This is a genomic window from Micromonospora sp. NPDC049204, from assembly GCF_040647935.1.
GTDB lineage: Bacteria > Actinomycetota > Actinomycetes > Mycobacteriales > Micromonosporaceae > Micromonospora.
In genome coordinates this window covers 145,352-162,021 of the sequence record NZ_JBEZDC010000005.1, presented here as the reverse complement: position 1 = coordinate 162,021, position 16,670 = coordinate 145,352, and the positions used below count along the sequence as shown (strand labels likewise).

The 16,670-nt window shown below is 72.7% G+C and carries 16 protein-coding genes; 5 read left to right on the top strand and 11 right to left on the bottom strand.

From position 1 onward, the window contains the following. Positions 1–30: 30 nt before the first annotated feature. From AB0A90_RS12210 to AB0A90_RS12195, 4 genes are all read right to left on the bottom strand, one after another. Positions 31–1,281 carry a DUF222 domain-containing protein gene (locus tag AB0A90_RS12210; RefSeq protein ID WP_357245536.1) on the bottom strand — a complete coding sequence of 417 codons (1,251 nt, stop codon included), beginning with the start codon at positions 1,279–1,281 and terminating at the stop codon, positions 31–33. Between the two features lie 54 nt (positions 1,282–1,335). Continuing rightward, entirely contained in the window at positions 1,336–1,497 is a 162-nt protein-coding gene (locus tag AB0A90_RS12205) for a hypothetical protein (protein ID WP_357245532.1), read from the bottom strand. Between the two features lie 131 nt (positions 1,498–1,628). Beyond that, on the bottom strand, positions 1,629–1,898 hold the full coding sequence (locus AB0A90_RS12200; RefSeq protein WP_357245529.1) for a hypothetical protein: 270 nt from the start codon (positions 1,896–1,898) through the stop codon (positions 1,629–1,631). Between the two features lie 77 nt (positions 1,899–1,975). Next, positions 1,976–4,585: a glycoside hydrolase family 9 protein gene (locus tag AB0A90_RS12195; RefSeq protein ID WP_357245526.1), complete on the bottom strand. Its 2,610-nt coding sequence runs from the start codon at positions 4,583–4,585 to the stop codon at positions 1,976–1,978. 261 nt (positions 4,586–4,846) lie between these two features. Between AB0A90_RS12195 and AB0A90_RS12190 the strand changes: the two genes are divergently transcribed. Continuing rightward, the gene (locus tag AB0A90_RS12190) at positions 4,847–5,572 is read left to right on the top strand and encodes a protein phosphatase 2C domain-containing protein (protein ID WP_357245523.1); all 726 of its coding nucleotides are present in this window, start codon (positions 4,847–4,849) and stop codon (positions 5,570–5,572) included. 9 nt (positions 5,573–5,581) lie between these two features. Here AB0A90_RS12190 and hrpB read toward each other — a convergent pair whose 3' ends face one another. Continuing rightward, complete coding sequence (gene hrpB, locus AB0A90_RS12185) at positions 5,582–8,110, bottom strand: ATP-dependent helicase HrpB (protein WP_357245520.1); 2,529 nt, start codon at positions 8,108–8,110, stop codon at positions 5,582–5,584. Between the two features lie 82 nt (positions 8,111–8,192). Further along, positions 8,193–9,017, bottom strand: a complete 825-nt coding sequence (locus AB0A90_RS12180) for a SigB/SigF/SigG family RNA polymerase sigma factor (RefSeq protein ID WP_357245517.1) — start codon at positions 9,015–9,017, stop codon at positions 8,193–8,195. A gap of 373 nt (positions 9,018–9,390) precedes the next feature. On the opposite strand from AB0A90_RS12180, the gene AB0A90_RS12175 reads away from it, so the two are divergent. Beyond that, on the top strand, positions 9,391–10,143 hold the full coding sequence (locus AB0A90_RS12175) for a hypothetical protein (protein ID WP_357245514.1): 753 nt from the start codon (positions 9,391–9,393) through the stop codon (positions 10,141–10,143). Here AB0A90_RS12175 and AB0A90_RS12170 read toward each other — a convergent pair. The 3 genes from AB0A90_RS12170 to AB0A90_RS12160 all read right to left on the bottom strand — a co-directional run bounded on the left by AB0A90_RS12170 (position 10,092) and on the right by AB0A90_RS12160 (position 13,487). Beyond that, a complete protein-coding gene (locus tag AB0A90_RS12170) occupies positions 10,092–11,681 on the bottom strand; it encodes a phospholipase D-like domain-containing protein (RefSeq protein WP_357245512.1) in 1,590 nt (529 codons plus the stop codon). The two genes, AB0A90_RS12175 and AB0A90_RS12170, sit on opposite strands and share 52 nt — an antisense overlap. Positions 11,682–12,007: 326 nt before the next feature. Continuing rightward, positions 12,008–12,994, bottom strand: coding sequence for a pirin family protein (locus AB0A90_RS12165; protein WP_357245510.1), 987 nt, complete (start codon positions 12,992–12,994; stop codon positions 12,008–12,010). A 10-nt stretch (positions 12,995–13,004) separates the two neighbouring features. Next, a complete protein-coding gene (locus AB0A90_RS12160; RefSeq protein ID WP_357245507.1) occupies positions 13,005–13,487 on the bottom strand; it encodes a MarR family transcriptional regulator in 483 nt (160 codons plus the stop codon). Positions 13,488–13,644: 157 nt separating this feature from the next. On the opposite strand from AB0A90_RS12160, the gene AB0A90_RS12155 reads away from it, so the two are divergent. Then, positions 13,645–14,178: a GNAT family N-acetyltransferase gene (locus AB0A90_RS12155; protein WP_357245504.1), complete on the top strand. Its 534-nt coding sequence runs from the start codon at positions 13,645–13,647 to the stop codon at positions 14,176–14,178. Between the two features lie 40 nt (positions 14,179–14,218). Here AB0A90_RS12155 and AB0A90_RS12150 read toward each other — a convergent pair whose 3' ends face one another. Next, positions 14,219–14,707 carry an FBP domain-containing protein gene (locus AB0A90_RS12150; protein ID WP_357245501.1) on the bottom strand — a complete coding sequence of 163 codons (489 nt, stop codon included), beginning with the start codon at positions 14,705–14,707 and terminating at the stop codon, positions 14,219–14,221. A gap of 60 nt (positions 14,708–14,767) precedes the next feature. Here AB0A90_RS12150 and AB0A90_RS12145 point away from each other — a divergent pair, with 60 nt between their 5' ends. Then, a complete protein-coding gene (locus AB0A90_RS12145; RefSeq protein WP_357245499.1) occupies positions 14,768–15,337 on the top strand; it encodes a TetR/AcrR family transcriptional regulator in 570 nt (189 codons plus the stop codon). Between the two features lie 33 nt (positions 15,338–15,370). Beyond that, positions 15,371–15,958 carry a DUF1684 domain-containing protein gene (locus AB0A90_RS12140; protein WP_357245496.1) on the top strand — a complete coding sequence of 196 codons (588 nt, stop codon included), beginning with the start codon at positions 15,371–15,373 and terminating at the stop codon, positions 15,956–15,958. Between the two features lie 51 nt (positions 15,959–16,009). Here AB0A90_RS12140 and AB0A90_RS12135 read toward each other — a convergent pair whose 3' ends face one another. Beyond that, a complete protein-coding gene (locus tag AB0A90_RS12135) occupies positions 16,010–16,594 on the bottom strand; it encodes a general stress protein (protein WP_357245493.1) in 585 nt (194 codons plus the stop codon). Positions 16,595–16,670 lie beyond the last annotated feature (76 nt).

The window sequence follows — 16,670 nt, the reverse complement described above, 5'->3', positions numbered from 1 at the left end:
CGTTCGCCCGATTCGGATCGGCGCGGGCGATCACGTCCGCCGGTGGTAGTGGTTTCGGCGGGGGACCTGTTCGGGGTCGAGCCAGGCGGGTGGGATGAACTCCGGATGCCCGTCGCCGCCGAGCCGCACGACCCACTCGCTGTGGTGGAGATGTCGGTGGTGGTGGCCGCAGAGTAGGACGGCGTTGTCGAGGCTGGTCGGACCGCCGTCGGCCCAGTGTCGGATGTGGTGGCCGTCGCACCAGCGGGGCGGGCGGTCGCAGCCGGGGAAGGCGCAGCCCCGGTCGCGCAGCACCAGGGCGCGGCGGAGCGGGCCGGTGATGAGGCGGCGTTGCCGGCCGACGTCGAGGACCTGACCGGTGCTGTTGAGGACGGCGGGCAGGATGGCGGCGTCGCAGGCGAGCCCGCGCACCGTCTCGGCGCTGATCTGCTGGCCGATGTCGAGAGCGCCGCTGCCCAACTGCTGGGTCAACCCGTCGTAGCTGGTGGTGACGACGACCTGGACGGGGTCGCCGCCGTTCTCGGGTAGCTCGCCGGTGCGCAGGGCGAGCCGGCACACGTCGGCGAGGGCGTCGTGGCGGCGCTGGCCCGGGGTGCGGGTGTCGTCGGGGCCGGTGGGTGTGGTCAGTGGGTCGATGGCGGCGCGGAACGCGGCTGCGGCTTCGGGGTTGAGGATGCCGGTGAGGCGGAGCCGGCCGTCGGGCTGCTCGCTGACGATGACGTGTCGGTCGCGGGCGGCGCGTGACTCCGATGCCCGTAGCGCGGCCTCGGCGGCGGTGTCGGCAATGTCCGGGGCGACGTGGTCGAGGATCCGGGTGCCGAGTTTGCGCAGCAGGGTCGGCTCGAACTGCCCGGCCCACTCGACCAGCACATCGACCGCCTTGTCGGCGGCCTCGGCGCCGGCGGCGGCGTGCACGTCGCCGACCGTCGCGCCGATGACCCGGGCCTGCTCCACACTGATGGCCCCACTGGCCAGAGCTGCGCGCACCCCCGGTGGGCCGGTGTCCAGCGCGCCGGCGAGGTCGACAAGTCGGCGGGCGGCGGGGACCGTGAGCCGTAGCCGGTCGCGCAGCCAGACCGCCGTCGAGGACGCGCCCTGCGCCACCGCCGTGCCTCGGCCGTCCAGCTCACGCACCAGGGTCAGTCGCACGGCCGCCAGACGGCTCTCAAGCCGGTGCGCGGCGTCGAGAGCCGCGACGAGGTCGGGCTCGGTGAGAGCCCAGGCCGGCGCGTCGGCGCAGGCGGCGACCGCCGCCTCCGCCTGCGCCAACTCCTCGAACACCCACCGAGAATAGAACAGGTGTACGACAACTTCGGCGACCCGCGCGTGGGGAGGCTATTCGTGCCTGCCGACCTTGAGCGCGTTGCGCGCCCACGTCAACATCTCGCACCCGTCGTCCTGGCACTGCGCGCAGCGGCTCGGCGGCTTGCGATGCTGGTTGATCACCCGTTGTGCGGTCCAGATCAGGAGCGCTGGCGTCACGGGTCCGTCATCCATGGGCACGGCTCCACCTCCGAGGGCAGGTAGGCACCGGGCGTGAGACGCGGGCCCGGGCGCACGCTGAGACGGCCCGAACCCCGGCCGGGGTCCGGGTCGCCGCCCGCCACGTCGACGATCGAGGCGGGCGGTCAGGGCCCGCCGCCGGAGTCGCTGGCGTGACCACTGTTGTAGGCCTGGCTGTCGTTGCCGCCGTAGCCCTTGCCGCGCATGGTGCCCCGGCGTTGGCGGCGCTGACGGTGCCCGCTCGCCGCGATCGCCTGGCGCGCCCGACGCATCGTCTCGTCGGCTCCGGCCGGGGCGCGACGACTGCGTCGCGCCCCGACCAGCAGCGCGGCCACCAGGAGTACGGCGAGCAGCAGGGCGGCCACCCCGACCGGGATCCACACTCGTCCATCCATGCTCGCGATGGTAGGTACCCGGGTCCAGCGGAGCTGGTGGCCGCCCGGGGGGGAGGGCGGCCACCAGGCGTGCGTGCTCAGGACAGCGAGCAGGGATTCCCGTTGACGGTGACCAGGCCCGGGTTCGGGTTGGCGCCGCCGGAGGTCGTCGCGTTGAAGCCGAACGTCACGGTGCCGCCGGGATTGATCTTGGCGTTGTGTGACTCGTTCTTCGCGGTCACCGTCGCACCCGACTGGGTGACCTTCGCCAACCACGCCTCGCGTACCCGCTGGCCGCCGGTGAACGCGAAGCGCACGTTCCAGCCGTTGACGGCCGTGGCACCGGTGTTGCGGATGGTCAGCTGCGCGGTGAACCCGGTGCCGCCCTGCCAGGTGCCGTAGTTGCTGTAGCTCACCGAGCAGGTGCTGGCCGGCACCGCGCCGGCGTCACCCTGGTCGGCCAGGAACGAGGCGATCCAGGTCAGCGCCGAGTTCCAGTTGATCGCCACCTCGTTCGTCGAGTACGAGTTGATGTCGTCGACGTAGCAGAACATCGGCTTGCAGCCGGCGAGCAGCTGTGCCACGAACGGATCCTGCAGGGCGGCGTTCGGTCCACCGGCGATGGAGCCGGCCGGCGGTCGGGGCAGGTTCGGGTCGAGCTGGTGGCCGAAGATCCGACTGTGCTGGTTCTGCGCGGCGTGCTCGCCCCACCCGGTGACGTAGGAGATGTTCAGGGCGTTGCGGCCGAAGATGTAGTCCATCGCCTGCACGGCCCCGTCGCGGTAGGCGGGGTTCCGGGTCAGGTCGAACGCGGTGGCCAGCACGACGGCGTTGTTGATGACGTTGCTGTTGCCGCCCCAGAAGTAGCTGGCGGCGTCACCGGGCATCGGCAGCCCGTACGCCTGCCGGCGCAGCTCTGCGAGGTACGCGTCGGCCGCGGTGGTGACCGAGGCGCGGACCCGGGTGAGGTCGGCGGCGGGCAGCCCGTTCGGCACGGTGGCCAGGTCGAGGCGGCCCAGCGCGGCCACGCTCTGCCAGCCGAAGCCCCGCGCCTCGAACACGTCTCCGGTGTGGTGCGGCGACGCGGTCAGGTCGGTCAGGTAGGTCGCCGCGCCGGTGCTGAGGTACAGCTCGGACGCCGCCCAGTAGAACTCGTCGGTGACGTTGCTGTCGTCGTACGCGCCGCCACCGGTGCCGTCGGTCGGGCTGGCGTACACCGCGGGGTGGGCCTTGGCCGCGGCGTAGGCCGTGGTCGCGGCGGTGCCGCAGCGGGCGGCGAACGCCGCGTCGTAGGGGGCGAACAGTCGCGCGCACTGGGCGGCGGTGGCGGCCAGGTTGAGGGTGGCCGCGGTCGACGGCGGGTGCAGCTCACGCGGTTGTGGGTCGTCCTGCGGCGCGAGCGGCAGCCCGGTCCAGTTCTGGTCGTGGATCTTGTGGTGGACCATCCCGGCCAGTGGCTTGCCGGCTGGTACCTGCATGCGCAGCAGGAACTCCAGCTCCCAGCGGGCCTCGTCGAGGATGTCCGGCACACCGTTGTCGCGTTCCGGCACCCGCAGCGTGCTGTCGGCGAGTTCGGCGCCGCCGTCGGCGGTCGCCGCGGTCTTGGTGCGCTCGAAGGTGTTCAACAGTTGGTAGGTGGCGATGCCGCCGTTGACCACGTACTTGCCGTGGTCGCCGGCGTCGTACCAGCCGCCGCGCACGTCCAGCGAGTAGTCGCAGACGCCCGGCTGGCAGGGCACGTTGGTGTCGCCCTTGTTGGGTGCCACGTCGAGGTGTCCGGCGGGGCGGGCGTACTCGTCGCCGATCAGGTCGCCGTCGATCGCGATGCCGCTGCGCTGGGCGTAGAAGAACTGCAGCGAGTCGGAGCGCAGTTGGTCGTAGACGGCGCCGGAGATGTCGAACGGGTGACTGGTCTCGCCGTCGACGGTGAGGGTCAGTCCGCTGCCGGGGGTGCGGTAGCTGGAGAAGTCGACGGTCTGCACGTTCTGGCCGGAGGCGGCGTCGACACCGCGTGCGGTGGTGGTGCCACTGGCCACGACGGCACCGGCAGCGCTGCGCAGCTGCCACGGCAGCGCGCTGGTGGACTCGGTGACGACTGTGGCGTTCTTCGGCCCGCCGGGCAGGTAGCCGACCTGGTTGACGCGCACCCGCGGCCCGGTGTCCGGAACGTACGGCTCGGGCGGTTCGCCGCCGCGCAGCGAGACGTCGTCGAGGCAGATGGTCTGCGTCTGGGCGGAGCCGCCGACCTGGAAGATCAGTTGGGCGTTGGAATTGTCGTCCGGGACGGTGAAGGTCTGCTCGACCCGCTGGAGGGTGCCGGTCGCGGTGGCGTCGACGGCCGCGTACGTCGTGTACGGGGCACTGCCCAGTTGCAGCACGGCCTTGACGGCGGCGCCGGGGGTGGCGGAGACGGCGAAGCCGAGGGTGTATTCGGCGCCCGCGATCAGCGGCACCCCGTCCTGGCCGATGCCGGCGTCCCAGGGGTTGGCCAGCCCGCCCGCCACGGTGGTGCAGAGCTGCCAGTCGGTGACCGCGAGTGCGCCGGTGCCGAACGAGAACCAGGGGCTCACCCCCTCGCTGAAGTCGCCGTTGTCGATCTGCTCGGGGGCATCCGGCGGTGGCGCGGCGTGGGCCGCGCCGGCGCCCGCGCCGGTGAGGGCCAGGGTGGTCGCCGCGGCCAACAGGAGGCGGCGTCGGGATCTCGTCACGGGGAGTCCTTCCGGACGGGTGGGGGACGGTGGTGGTGACCGAAAACCTGGGAGCGCTCCCAGGTAACGGCTCGATGTTTCCAGCGGCGGCACCGCGTGTCAATTGATCTGACTGGATGGGTTCTGGCGCGCGACGAGGGCGACCGCCGCGCCCGGCTCGGCCCGGGACACCGGCGTGTGGACGTGAGATTGGCCGCGCCACGCGCCGTCGTCCTGATCTCCTAGAGACAACTGCGCCCTTCGCCTGGCAGGCTGCCTCCCATGACCCTGAAGCTGCGTTCCGTGGGAACGAGCGACCGTGGGCTGATCCGCAGCGGAAACCAGGACGCCCTGCACGCCGGGAACTGGCTCGTCGCCGTCGCCGACGGCATGGGCGGGATGGCCGCCGGCGACCTGGCCAGCGCCCTCACCATCGACGCGCTGGCTCCGCTGGACCTGGAAACCCCCGAGGACGCCCTGGTGGCCGCGCTCGAAGGTGGCATCGCGCTGGCCACCTCCCGGATCCGGCAGGCGGTCGCCGAGGATCCCGAGCGCCAGGGCATGGGCACCACACTCACCGCCCTGCTGTTCGCCCGGACCGGCAGTTGCCTGGCCCTCGCGCACGTCGGCGACTCCCGGGCCTACCTGTTCCGCGAGGGCGTGCTCAAGCAGGTCACCCGGGACGACACGTTCGTCCAGATGCTGGTGGACCAGGGCGTGATCACCGCGGACCAGGCCAGCAGCCATCCGCGCCGCGCCGTCGTCACCCAGGCGCTCCAGGGTGAGGAGGTCAACCCGTCGTACTCGACCATGGTGCCCCGGGTCGGCGACCGCTGGCTGCTGTGCAGCGACGGCCTCTCCAACGTCGTCCGCCCGGACACCCTCACCGAGGTGCTCAGGGACTATCCCGATCGGACCGCCTGCACGGGCAAGCTGATCGATCTGGCACTGCACGCCGGCGCACCGGACAACGTGAGTGTCGTGGTGGCCGACGTCCTAGAGGAGTAGCGCCGGCGCTCAGCGTCGGCGTGGCGCGGCGCGCCGGGTGGGGGTCGCCGTCCGAGGATCCTCCGGCCACGGATGCCGGGGATAGCGCCCGCGCAACTCGGCGCGCACCTGCGGGTAGCCGGTACGCCAGAACGAGTCCAGGTCGGCGGTGACCGCCACCGGCCGGCCGGCGGGGGAGAGCAGGTGCAGCAGCACCGGTGTCCGCCCGGCACCGATGCGGGGGGCCGCCGACCAGCCGAACGTCTCCTGGAGCTTCACGGCGAGCACCGGCGCGGCCGGATCGGTGTAGTCCACCCGTACCCGGGATCCGCTCGGCACCTCGATCCGCTCCGGGGCCAGCTCGTCCAGGCGGGCGGCCTGCGCCCAGGGCAGTAACCGGCGCAGTGCCGACGGCACGTCCACCCGGGCCAGGTCGGCCCGACGGCGAGCCCCGGCCAGCTCGGGACCCAGCCAGGTCGCGGCGGCGTCGAGCAACGCCTCGTCGCTGACCTCCGGCCACGGGTCGCCCAGGTGGTGCCGGAGGAACCCGAGGCGCTCCCGCAGCGCCCGCGCCGCCGGCGTCCAGGTCAGCAGCCCCAGCCCCTCCTGGCGAAGACCGGTCAACACGGCCGCCGCCACCTCCGCCCGCTCCGGCCGGTCCAGCCGCCGCTGGAGCAGCTCGATCGCGCCCAGTCGGGTCACCTCCCGGGCCACCACGTCGCCGTCGGACCAGCCCACCTCGCGACTCGTCCGGAGCAGCGGGCCGGCCGCCTCCCGGGCCGTCGCCTCGTCCACCGGCGAGGCCCGGCGGATCCGGGCCGACGGCGCGCCGGGGTTGCGGTCCGCGACGGCCACCGCCAGCCAGTCGGACCCGGCCAGCCCCGACCCGGCCGTCAGCTCCGCGGCGGTCCCGCCGGTCATCAGGTACGACGATCCGCCCGGCCGCCGCACCCGGGCCAACCGCTCCGGGTACGCCAGACCGACGAGGAGACCGGCGGCGAGATCGTCGCTCAGCCCACCCGAGCCGGGGGCGGCGCGGCCATCGGTCGGGGAGCCGGTGGGTAACGCGGCCCGCAACCGGCGTACCTCGGTGCGCCAGCGGGCGGTCGCCCCCGCGTCGACGCCGGCGCGCAGCCGACGCCAACCGGCGACCAGGTCGTCGCCGGGGCCGGCCGCGCCCTCCTCGGCGAGCAGGGCGACCACCTCGGCCGCCCGGTCCGCGCCGACCCGACCGGCGCCGTCGAGCAGCGCCCGGGCCAGCCGTGGGTGCGCGCCGGCGGCGGCGATCGCCCGCCCCCGCGCGGTGATCCGACCGTCGACGTCGACCGCGCCCAGGGTGAGCAGGGTGTCCCGGGCCACCGTCAGCGCGGCAGCCGGTGGCGCGTCGGGCAGCGCGAGCCCGACGCCGTCCGGCCGGCCCCAGGCGGCCAGCTCCAGTGCGAAGCCGGTCAGGTCGGCGGTGGCGATCTCCGGCTCGGCGCGGGCGGGCAACCGTTCGTGGGTCGCCGCGGACCAGCAGCGGTAGACGTACCCGGGGGCCTCCCGACCGGCCCGGCCGGCCCGCTGGGTGGCGGCGGCTCGGGAGACCGGCACGGTGACCAGCGCGCCCAGCCCACGGGCCAGGTCGATGCGGGGCACACGGGACAGCCCGGCGTCCACCACCACCCGTACGCCCGGCACGGTCAGGCTGGTCTCGGCCAGCGCGGTGGCCAGCACGACCCGGCGTCGGTCGGCGGGACGCAGGGCCGCGTCCTGCTCGGCGCCCCGCTGCCGGCCGTGCAGCGGCAACAGGGCGACGGTGTCCCGCAGGTCGGCCAGCCGCCCGCTGACCGCCGCGATCTCGCCGGCGCCGGGCAGGAAGACCAGCACGTCACCGGCGCGTTCGCGCAGCGCCCGCCGGACGGTCGCGGCCACGTGGTCGAGCAGTGCCCGATCCACCGGCCCGGCACCGGAGGTGACGATCGGGCGCGCCGGCGGGGCCCAGATCCGCTCGACCGGGTGCAGTGCCGAGTCGGCCCGTACCACCGGGGCCGGGGCGGACCCGCCGAGCAGCGCGGCGAAGCGGTCGGTGTCCGGGGTGGCGGACATCGCCAGCAGCCACAGATCCGGCCGCAGCGCGGCCCGCGCCTCCACCGTGAAGGCCAGCGCCAGGTCGGCGTCGAGTTGCCGCTCGTGGCACTCGTCGAGCAGCACCGCGCCCGTGCCGGACAGCTCCGGGTCGTGGTGCAGCCGGCGGACCAGCAGGCCGGTGGTGACCACCTCCACCCGCGTCGCGGAGCTGACCCGACGCTCGCCGCGCACCGCGTAGCCGACGCGGTCGCCGACCCGTTCACCGAGCAACTCGGCCATCCGTCGGGCGGCGGCGCGCGCGGCCACCCGACGGGGTTGCGCGATCACCACCCGACCGCTCACCCGGTCGGCCACGGCCAGTGGCGCGAGGGTGGTCTTGCCGGTGCCCGGCGGAGCGACCAGGACGCCGGCCCCGGCCGCGTCGAGTGCCGCGACAAGCGCCGGCAGCACCGGGCGTACCGGCAGGTCCAGGGTTACGTCGGAGAGCACGGCCCAGTCTCGCACCGGCGCGGGTGCCTCCGGGTACGACGGTGGGCCGGGTCTGTCGACCCGGCCCACCGTCGTCGCTACCTCAGTACGTGCCGTCGAGCTGGCCGCGCAGCTTGGTCAGCGCGCGGGTCAACAGCCGGGAGACGTGCATCTGCGAGACACCGATCTGGTCGGCGATCTGCGACTGGGTCAGGTTGCCGTAGAAGCGCAGCGTGAGGATCTTCTGCTCGCGCTCGTCGAGGGTGGCCAGCGCCGGGCCGAGAGCGACCCGCAGCTCCGCCAGCTCGAACTCGTTGTCCTCGCCGCCGAGCATGTCACCCAGCTCGGTGGCGCGCTCGCCGTCACCGGTCGGGGTGGACAGCGACACCGCGTTGTAGGCGCGGGCGCCCTCCAGGCCCTCCAGGACCTCTTCCTCGGTGAGCTTGAGGTGGGCGGCGATGTCGGCGACCGTCGGCGAGCGGCCGAGGGTCTGCAGCAGCGAGCTGTTGGCGTCGGAGATGGCCAGCCGCAGCTCCTGGAGCCGGCGGGGCACCCGGATGTCCCAGGTGCGGTCCCGGAAGTGCCGCTTGAGCTCGCCGATGATGGTGGGGATCGCGTACCCGGCGAAGTCGACACCGCGGGACGGGTCGAACTTGTCGATGGCCTTGATCAGGCCGACCGCGGCGGTCTGGGCCAGGTCGTCGGTCGGCTCGCCGCGGCCGCTGTAGCGGTGGGCCAGGTGGTTGGCCAGCGGCAGCCAGGCCTCGATGGCGCGGTCCCGCAGTGCGGCGCGCGACGGGTGGTTGGCGGGCAGGGCCGCCATGGCGTTGAGCAGGTCGGCGGCGCTGTCGGTGAGCGCGCGGGGGTCAAGCTTGGTGCTGGCCTTCGCCGTGGTGCTCGGCTGCTCGGTGATCGTTGGCGCGGTCATGGGTGGTCCTCCCTGCACCTCGTCCGCGGACAAAAAGGTGTGACGCTTTGGTTTAGCTTTCAATGGGCCGTTCGGGACTCACCTTAGCCTGATCGTCTCCCCGAAATCTAGCCGAAAGGCTGATGCACTTAAGGCGTTTCCTGTGACAAAAGGTACAAATAGGGCGCGGTTTGAGGGAGTTGTGATCACACTTACCCATCCGGGGCCCCGCTCAGCCGCTCGGCCCGGCCGACCCCGGCCGGATGGAGCCACCGCATCAGTCGTGTGGTCAACATGGAATCCGACAGGTGAACAGAAGTGTCGACTATCCGTCGTTGTCCCGCCGGTGGGACCGGCCGTAGCGTCGCGTGTACACACCCGGTTCGGAGGCACCGTGCTCGATCCAGCCGCTCCCCAGCTCGTCGTGAACAGTCGCACGCTCTACTTCAGCTGGATCCCGGCCGACCCGGACGCCGTCGCCGCACTGGTCCCACCGGGCCTGTGCCCGCGCCCCGACCACCAGGTGTTCCTCAACCAGTACATCGTCGAGGACGAGACGCAGACCTCCGGCTTCGGCGCGTACTCGCTCACCTATCTCGGCGTCTCGCTCCTCGGCGTCGACGCGCCCGGTGGGCTCAACCCGGGCGGCTGGTGGACCACCTACGTGGCCTCCAGCACCGTGGTCCGTGAGTACGCGGCCGCCCGCGGCGCCCCGGTGTTGACCGGCCGGACCCGGATCGAGGTGCGCGGCGAGGCCCTGCTCTCCGAGACGGACATCGACGGGACGACGTTGATCCGGGCACGGTGCCGGGTGGGGGAGACCGGCCACGCGATCAGCAGCGGTCACCACCGCTACTTCACCCGCCGCGACGGCCAGCTCCTCAGCTCGGTCTACCCCTTCGTCGCCGAACCGGTGGCCCCGTTCGAGATCGAGTCGGTGGAGTTCCTCCAGCCGGGGCATCCGATGTACGCGCTCCGCCCGGCCAATCCGCTGACCATCGGCTTCGGCTACTACTCGCCGCGCTCCTCATTCGCCTACCCCGGTGGGTTGAGCGTGCATTCGGTCGCCGCCGCGGCGGAGCCGCTCCGGTCGACTCACCAGGTGCCGGCCAGCCTCGCCCGCAGCGGCCTGCCGTCCGGGTCGTAGACCAGCCGGTACACCGGCAGTGCCCAGGCGCGGGTGTACCACGGCAGCCGCTCGGGGCGGTGCGGGCGCAGTCGGCCGGGCGGTCGCTCGCCCACCTGGCCGTCGTCGTACCAGCGTTGCAGCGCGTCGGCGGCGGCCGTGACAGCCGCCACGGCGTCCGCCGGGTCGAGCAGGTCGGCGTCGTCCGCGCCGTCCGGATCCCGGTCGAGGTGCTCACGCCAGAGCCGTAGTCGCAGGTCCCGGGCGAAGGCCCGCGCGCCGTCGCCCTGGCCCGCCGGGTCGGTGGGCGCCCGCTCGTCGCGGGTGTCGTCGAGCACCGCGCAGGACAACTCGCTGTCGTGCGTCCAGGACCGGCGGTTGAAGTTGTCGCTGCCGACGCTGGCCCAGACGTCGTCCACCACGCACACCTTGGCGTGCACGTAGACCGGATCGCCGGCGTGGTTCTCCACGTCGAACACGTGCACCCGGTCCGGTGCGGCCCGTTCGCACAGCGACAGCGCCTGCTCGCGGCCGACCATGTTCGGTGGCAGCGCGAACCTGCCGTCCACGTCCGGGTGTCGGGGCACCACGGCGATCAGGTGCAGCTCCGGGTTGTCCCGCAGCGCGTGCGCGAACAGGTCCGCCACCTCGGCCGACCACAGGTACTGGTCCTCCAGGTAGATGAGTCGGCGGGCGCGACGTACCGCCTTGGTGTAACCCCGGGCCACGGTCCGCTCGCCGTCGGGCGCGAACGAGTAACGCGGGCGGACGGCGGGGTAGGTGCGCAGCACCTGAATCTGGTGGGGACCACATTCGGGCGGGTCGGCGGGTTGCTCGGGCAGCGGATCCGGCCGCAGGTCCGCGCCGCGCAACCGGTCCCGCAGGTAGGCCATCGGGTTCTCCGAGTCCAGCGGCATCGGGTCGGTCCAGCGTTCCCGGAACAGCGTGTCCAGCGCACCGACCACCGGGCCCCGCACCGCGAGCTGGACGTCGTGCCAGGGCGGGTTGGGGCCGTACCGGGGGGACATCTGGACCGGCTGCGGATCACCGTGGTGAGCGGCGTCGTCGCGCCGGCTGTGGCACAGGTCGATTCCGCCGGCGAACGCGACGTCCCGTTCGGGTGCGTCCAGGTGCCGCAGCACCACGAGCTTCTGGTGGTGCGAGCCGCCACGGCGGACCCGCTGGTCGAGCAGCACCTCGCCACCGGCCGCGGAGATCGTCTCGCTGAGGTCGCGGTTTTCCGCCTCGCTGTAGGCGAGGACGTCGAGGTGCGAGCGCCAGATCAGTCCCTTGACCACCACGCCGCGCTGGGCGGCCTGGGCGAAGAGTTGGGCCACGGTCGGGCCGTCGGGACGCAGCCGCTCGTCCGGGTCACCGCGCCAGTCGGTGAAGAACAGGTGGTCGCCAGGCCCCAGTGCCTCCACCTCGTCGACCAGCCGGTCGAAGTAGGCGGCACCGTGAATCAGCGGCTCAGCGAGGTTTCCCCTGGTCCAGACGGGTAACCCAGACACCGGGTTGGCGCGTTCCTGCGCGGTGAGGAACCAGTCCTGCGACGGCAACGTCCAGCCCCCCTGGAGGTCGGCAACGTCCTCACGGTAGGACCCCCGACGCGGGTCCGCACGCCAGCCCGGCAGACCGGTGACCTGGCCAACGCCATCGCAGCGACGCGACAACAGCCGAGGAGGCCACACCATGCCCCGCGACACAACGAACCCCGTGACCGAGTACCGCGAGCCGGCGGTGGAGAGCGAACGGGGTGCGCTGGTAGCGGTGTTGGTGATGGTGATTCTTGGTGTGGCTGGGATTTTTGCGGTCTCCTGAGGCGGCGCCGGCGCGCCCGTGGTGAACCGGGGGCGCCGGCGCCGACCTCAGTGCCGACGAAGGGTCAGGGCCGGGCGCCCTGGCCGCCGGTGTGCGGCAGCCGCTCGGTGGGGATTACGCCGAGTCGACCGGCCTTGAAGTCGTCGAACGCCTGGAGCAGTTCGTCGCGGGTGTTCATCACGAACGGGCCGTACTGCGCCACCGGCTCCCGGATCGGCTTGCCACCCATGATGTAGAGATCCAGCGCCGGGGTGTTGCTGTCCTGCGCGGTGTCCGCGCCGAAGCGCAGCGCGTCGCCCGGGCCGTGCACCGCGAGCTGACCGGTGCGGACCGGCCGCCGCTCGGTGCCGACCGTGCCGCGACCGCCGAGCACGTACACCAGGGCGTTGAAGTCGGGCTGCCAGGGCAGGTCGACCTGCGCCCCGGGCTGCACCGTGACGTGGGTGATGGTGATCGGCGTGAAGGTCGACCCCGGGCCGCGGTGCCCGGCGATCTCACCGGCGATGACGCGGATCAGCGCGCCGCCGTCGGGCGTGGTGAGCAGCGCCGACTGCCGGCCCCGGATGTCCTGGTAGCGGGGCGGGTTCATCTTGGCCGAGCGGGGCAGGTTGACCCAGAGCTGGGTGCCGTGGAAGAGCCCACCGCTCATCACCAGGTGCTCCGGCGGCGCCTCGATGTGCAGCAGGCCGCTGCCCGCCGTCATCCACTGCGTGTCGCCGTCGGTGATGGTGCCGCCACCGCCGTTGGAGTCCTGGTGGTCGAAGATGCCGTCGATGATGTACGTGACGGTCTCGAAGCCGCGGTGCGGGTGCCACGGGGTGCCCTTGGGCTCGCCCGGCGCGTAGTCCACCTCGCCCATCTGGTCGAGGTGGATGAACGGGTCCAGGTCGGTGGTCGACACCCCGGCGAAGGCGCGACGGACCGGGAAGCCCTCACCCTCGAAGCCGCTGGGCGCGGTGGTCACCGTGCGGACCTTGCGGAATGCGGTGCTCTCGCCGAGGTGGGGCAGGCGCGGCAGGACAACGACGTTGTCGACGGTGATCGCGGGCATCGGAGGCTCCTTAACGGGTGGCGTGGGTGGACGAGGCGGTCCGGGCCGCGCGCAGGCGGCGGCCGAGCCGGTCGAAGACCCGGGTGAGGCAGGCGACCTCGGCGTCGTCGAGGTCGTCCATGAGGTGGGCGCGAACCGACGCCAGGTGGTGCGGTGCGGCTTCGGACAGGGCGAGCAGCCCGGCGGCGGTGAGCACCGCCTCGCTGCCGCGTCGGTCGTCCGGGCAGGGTTCCTTGCTGACCAGGCCGCGGCGCTGCATGGAGGAGATCTGGTACGTCAGTCGGCTGGGCGAGAAGATCAGCCGGTTGGCCAACTCGCCCATCCGCAGCCGTTGCCCCGGTGCCTCGGAGAGCAGGACCAGCACGTGGTAGTCGGCGAAGGTCAGCTCGCTGTCGGCGCGCAGATCCTCTTCCAACTGGGTGTAGAGACGCTGGCTGGCCTCGATGTAGGTGCGCCAGGCGGCCTCTCGGGTGCGGCCCAGGCTCTCAGTCATGACCACGACGATAGCACTTGTTCAAAATTTAACTACTGCTGTTGAGCGTTGCCTGGGTCACGTTCGGGCCGCCGAGCCGCCGGTTTCTGCAAACTTGAAGGAAGTGGATGCAAAATCAGCGGTGCGACGGCGGCGCGATGTGCCAGACTCCGGCCTCGTGGAACACCTGGAGCTCACCACCGCCGACCTGCTGCTGCGCCCCTGGCGAGACGAGGACGCGCCGGCGGTGCGCGAAGCCCTGCTCGATCCGGCCATCGCCCAGTGGAACCCGCAGGGTGGCGGCCCGATCGACGATCAGGCCGCGCTGCTCTGGGTCCGCCGCCGGGCCGACTGGTCCGCCGGTGACCACGTCTCTCTGGCGGTGGCCTCGGCGGCCGACGGGAAGCTGCTGGGCTCGGTGTCGCTGCACAGCATCCACCACGGCGACGCGTCCATCGGTTACTGGACGGCGCCGGCGGCGCGCGGGCGGCAGGTGGCGGTGCGGGCCGTCGTCCGGCTCACCGACTGGGCGTTCAGCGACCTGCGGTTGCACCGGTTGGAGCTGTGTCACGCGGTGGCCAACCCGGCGTCCTGCCGGGTCGCCGAGCGCGCCGGCTACCCCGCCGAGGGCACGCTGCGCGAGTCGTACCGCTACGGTGACGGCCGCCGCTACGACGAGCACCTGCACGCCCGTCTGTCGACCGACAGGTAGTCGGGGTCCGCACACGTTTCGGCCCGGTCGCGCCGAGCCGTCACTCGGTGACCTTGCGGAGGAAGGTCGCGAGGGCGGTCTGGACGCGCTCGATCCGCTCCGGCAGGGGCAGTGGCTCGGGCGCGGGAGGCCCGGCGTGCTTCTTCCCGCGCAGATACAGCGAACAGGCCAGGTCCGAGCACAGGTACGTGCCCACGGAGTCACCCTGCCGTCCGCTCGGACCGGCCTTGGGGGCGGTCATCAGCGAGACGCCGCCGCCGAGGTGCGTGGTCAGGCAGAACGAGCACATGCTGTGCCGCACGCGCCCCATCTGGTGCTTCGCGGCCCGCAGCACCACCCCGGCCAGCTTGCCGTCGGTCTCGGCGACCAGATAGGCCCGCTGCGGAGCGGAGGGGTCCCGCCAGCCGAGGAAGTCGAGGTCGTCCCAGGGACGCATCGCAAGATCGTTGGGTACGGTGAGCCGCTTCGCCTCGCCCCGGCTGCAGTTGACGAAGGACGCGCGGATGGCGGATTCGGTCAGGACTAACATAGGTAGTAGCCTAGCTCTCCTAGGCAAGCGAATATTATGGCTAGGTTGGGAGAGTGCTGCATGCCACGTGCCGGGGTGACCGTCGAACGGCTGACGCTGGCCGGGGCCGAGCTGGCCGACGAGGTGGGCGTGGACAACGTGACAGTCGCCGCGCTCGCCCGCCGTTTCGGGGTGAAGGACGCGAGCCTGTACTTCCACCTCAGGAACGCACAGGACCTGCGGGTCCGCATCGCCCTGCTGGCGCTGGCGGAACTGGCCGACCGGGTGGGCGCCGCGCTCGCCGGCCGCGCCGGCAAGGACGCGCTGGTGGCCTTCGCCAACGCCTACCGGGACTACGCGACACAGCACCCGGGCCGGTACGCCGCCATGCAGATCGACCTGGACCCGGAGACCGCCGCGGCGAGCGCGGGCGTCCGACACGCCGAGATGACCCGGGCGATCCTGCGTGGCTACCGGCTCGTCGAGCCCGACCAGACCGACGCCGTCCGGATGATGCACAGCACGTTCCACGGGTTCGTCAGCCTGGAGCGCACCGGCGGCTTCCGGCACACCCCGCGGGCGACGGACGACTCGTGGTCGCGCACCCTGGACGCCCTCGACGCGGTTCTGAGCAACTGGCCGTCGCGCTGAGCTGCCCCACCGCGACGGCCTAGGCTCGGACACGTGGATCAACTGGAACTGGCCGACTGGCGGGAGCGGGTGGCCCGGCTGTACCTGTCCGACGCCGACCTGACCGGGTTCCGGGCCGGCCGCGACGACCTGTTCGCCACCCACTCGCAGAGCCCGATCCCCGCGGCGGAACGGCCGGGCTTCGCCGGGGTGCGCTACTTCCCGCCCAACCCGGAGGCCGTGGTCGAGGCACCCCTACGGTCGGCCGGCGGCGAGCTGCGGATCGACACCGGAGGCCCGGACGGAGTGGTCGCGTACCGGCGGGTGGCGGTGGCCGAGACGCCGTGGGGGCCGCTGACCCTGTGGTGGATCGAGGCGTACGGCGGCGGGCTGTTCGTGCCGCTGCGCGACGGCACCTGCGGGCGGGAGACCTACGGGGGAGGCCGCTACCTCACCGACACGGTGAAGGGCACCTTCGGTCGAGGCGTCGAGCTGCTGCCCGGCGACCGGGTCCGACTGGATGCCAACTACCTCTACAACCCCAGCTGCGCGTACGACGACCGCTGGGCGTGCCCCCTGGCGCCGCCGGAGAACCGGGTCGAGGTCGAGATCCGCGCCGGCGAGCTGGCGTACCACGACTGAACGGCCGCCCGCCCCGGATGGTGCCGGGACGGGCGGCCGGTCGATCGTCGCTCAGCGGTTGGCGGCCCCGCCGGGCATCTGCATCCGACCCATCAGCTGTCGGGCCTGGTCGGCGAGCTGCGCGTCGACGGTCACCGCGTACTGGCCGGCGCGTAGCGAGCTGGCCGAGGTGAAGTCCCGCTGCCCGCCCGTCATCGCGTGCGCGACCGCACCGAACACGGCACCCCAGATCGCGCCGATGACCAGCCCGACCAGGATCACCGCCAGCCAGTTGCCGACGGTGAAGATGCCGAACAGCAGGCCGATGAAGAGTCCGAACCAGGCGCCGGTGCCGGCGCCGAGCAGTGCGGCTCGACCGGTGGTCATCCGCCCGAGCACCGTCTCCACCAGGGTGAGGTTGGTGCCGACGATGGCGGTGTGCTCCACCGGAAAGCGATTGTCGGCCAGATAGTCGACGACCCGCTGTGCAGCCGGATAGTCCGGGTACGAGCCGATCGTCACGGTCGGCGCGCCGGTCTCCGGCCCGTGGCCGTCACCACCCGGTGTCGACAGGCGGCCGGCCGGCCCGGTTGGAAGCAGGTCGTCATCCTGTGTGCCGGGCCGCCACGCGGCGGTCGGCCCCGAAGCTGACGTCATGAGCATCCTCCCTCGTCAGCCCTCCGGGTTCCCGCCCGTGCCGAGCGGTAACGCCGGCCAGCACGCGGAGTGCCGT

Excerpts from the sequence above, each read along its gene's own strand:
- AB0A90_RS12205 (WP_357245532.1), bottom strand. The coding sequence starts at position 1,497 with ATGGATGACGGACCCGTGACGCCAGCGCTCCTGATCTGGACCGCACAA.
- AB0A90_RS12200 (WP_357245529.1), bottom strand. The coding sequence starts at position 1,898 with ATGGATGGACGAGTGTGGATCCCGGTCGGGGTGGCCGCCCTGCTGCTC.
- AB0A90_RS12190 (WP_357245523.1), top strand. The coding sequence starts at position 4,847 with ATGACCCTGAAGCTGCGTTCCGTGGGAACGAGCGACCGTGGGCTGATC.
- AB0A90_RS12180 (WP_357245517.1), bottom strand. The coding sequence starts at position 9,017 with ATGACCGCGCCAACGATCACCGAGCAGCCGAGCACCACGGCGAAGGCC.
- AB0A90_RS12165 (WP_357245510.1), bottom strand. The coding sequence starts at position 12,994 with ATGCCCGCGATCACCGTCGACAACGTCGTTGTCCTGCCGCGCCTGCCC.
- AB0A90_RS12160 (WP_357245507.1), bottom strand. The coding sequence starts at position 13,487 with ATGACTGAGAGCCTGGGCCGCACCCGAGAGGCCGCCTGGCGCACCTAC.
- AB0A90_RS12150 (WP_357245501.1), bottom strand. The coding sequence starts at position 14,707 with ATGTTAGTCCTGACCGAATCCGCCATCCGCGCGTCCTTCGTCAACTGC.
- AB0A90_RS12145 (WP_357245499.1), top strand. The coding sequence starts at position 14,768 with ATGCCACGTGCCGGGGTGACCGTCGAACGGCTGACGCTGGCCGGGGCC.
- AB0A90_RS12135 (WP_357245493.1), bottom strand. The coding sequence starts at position 16,594 with ATGACGTCAGCTTCGGGGCCGACCGCCGCGTGGCGGCCCGGCACACAG.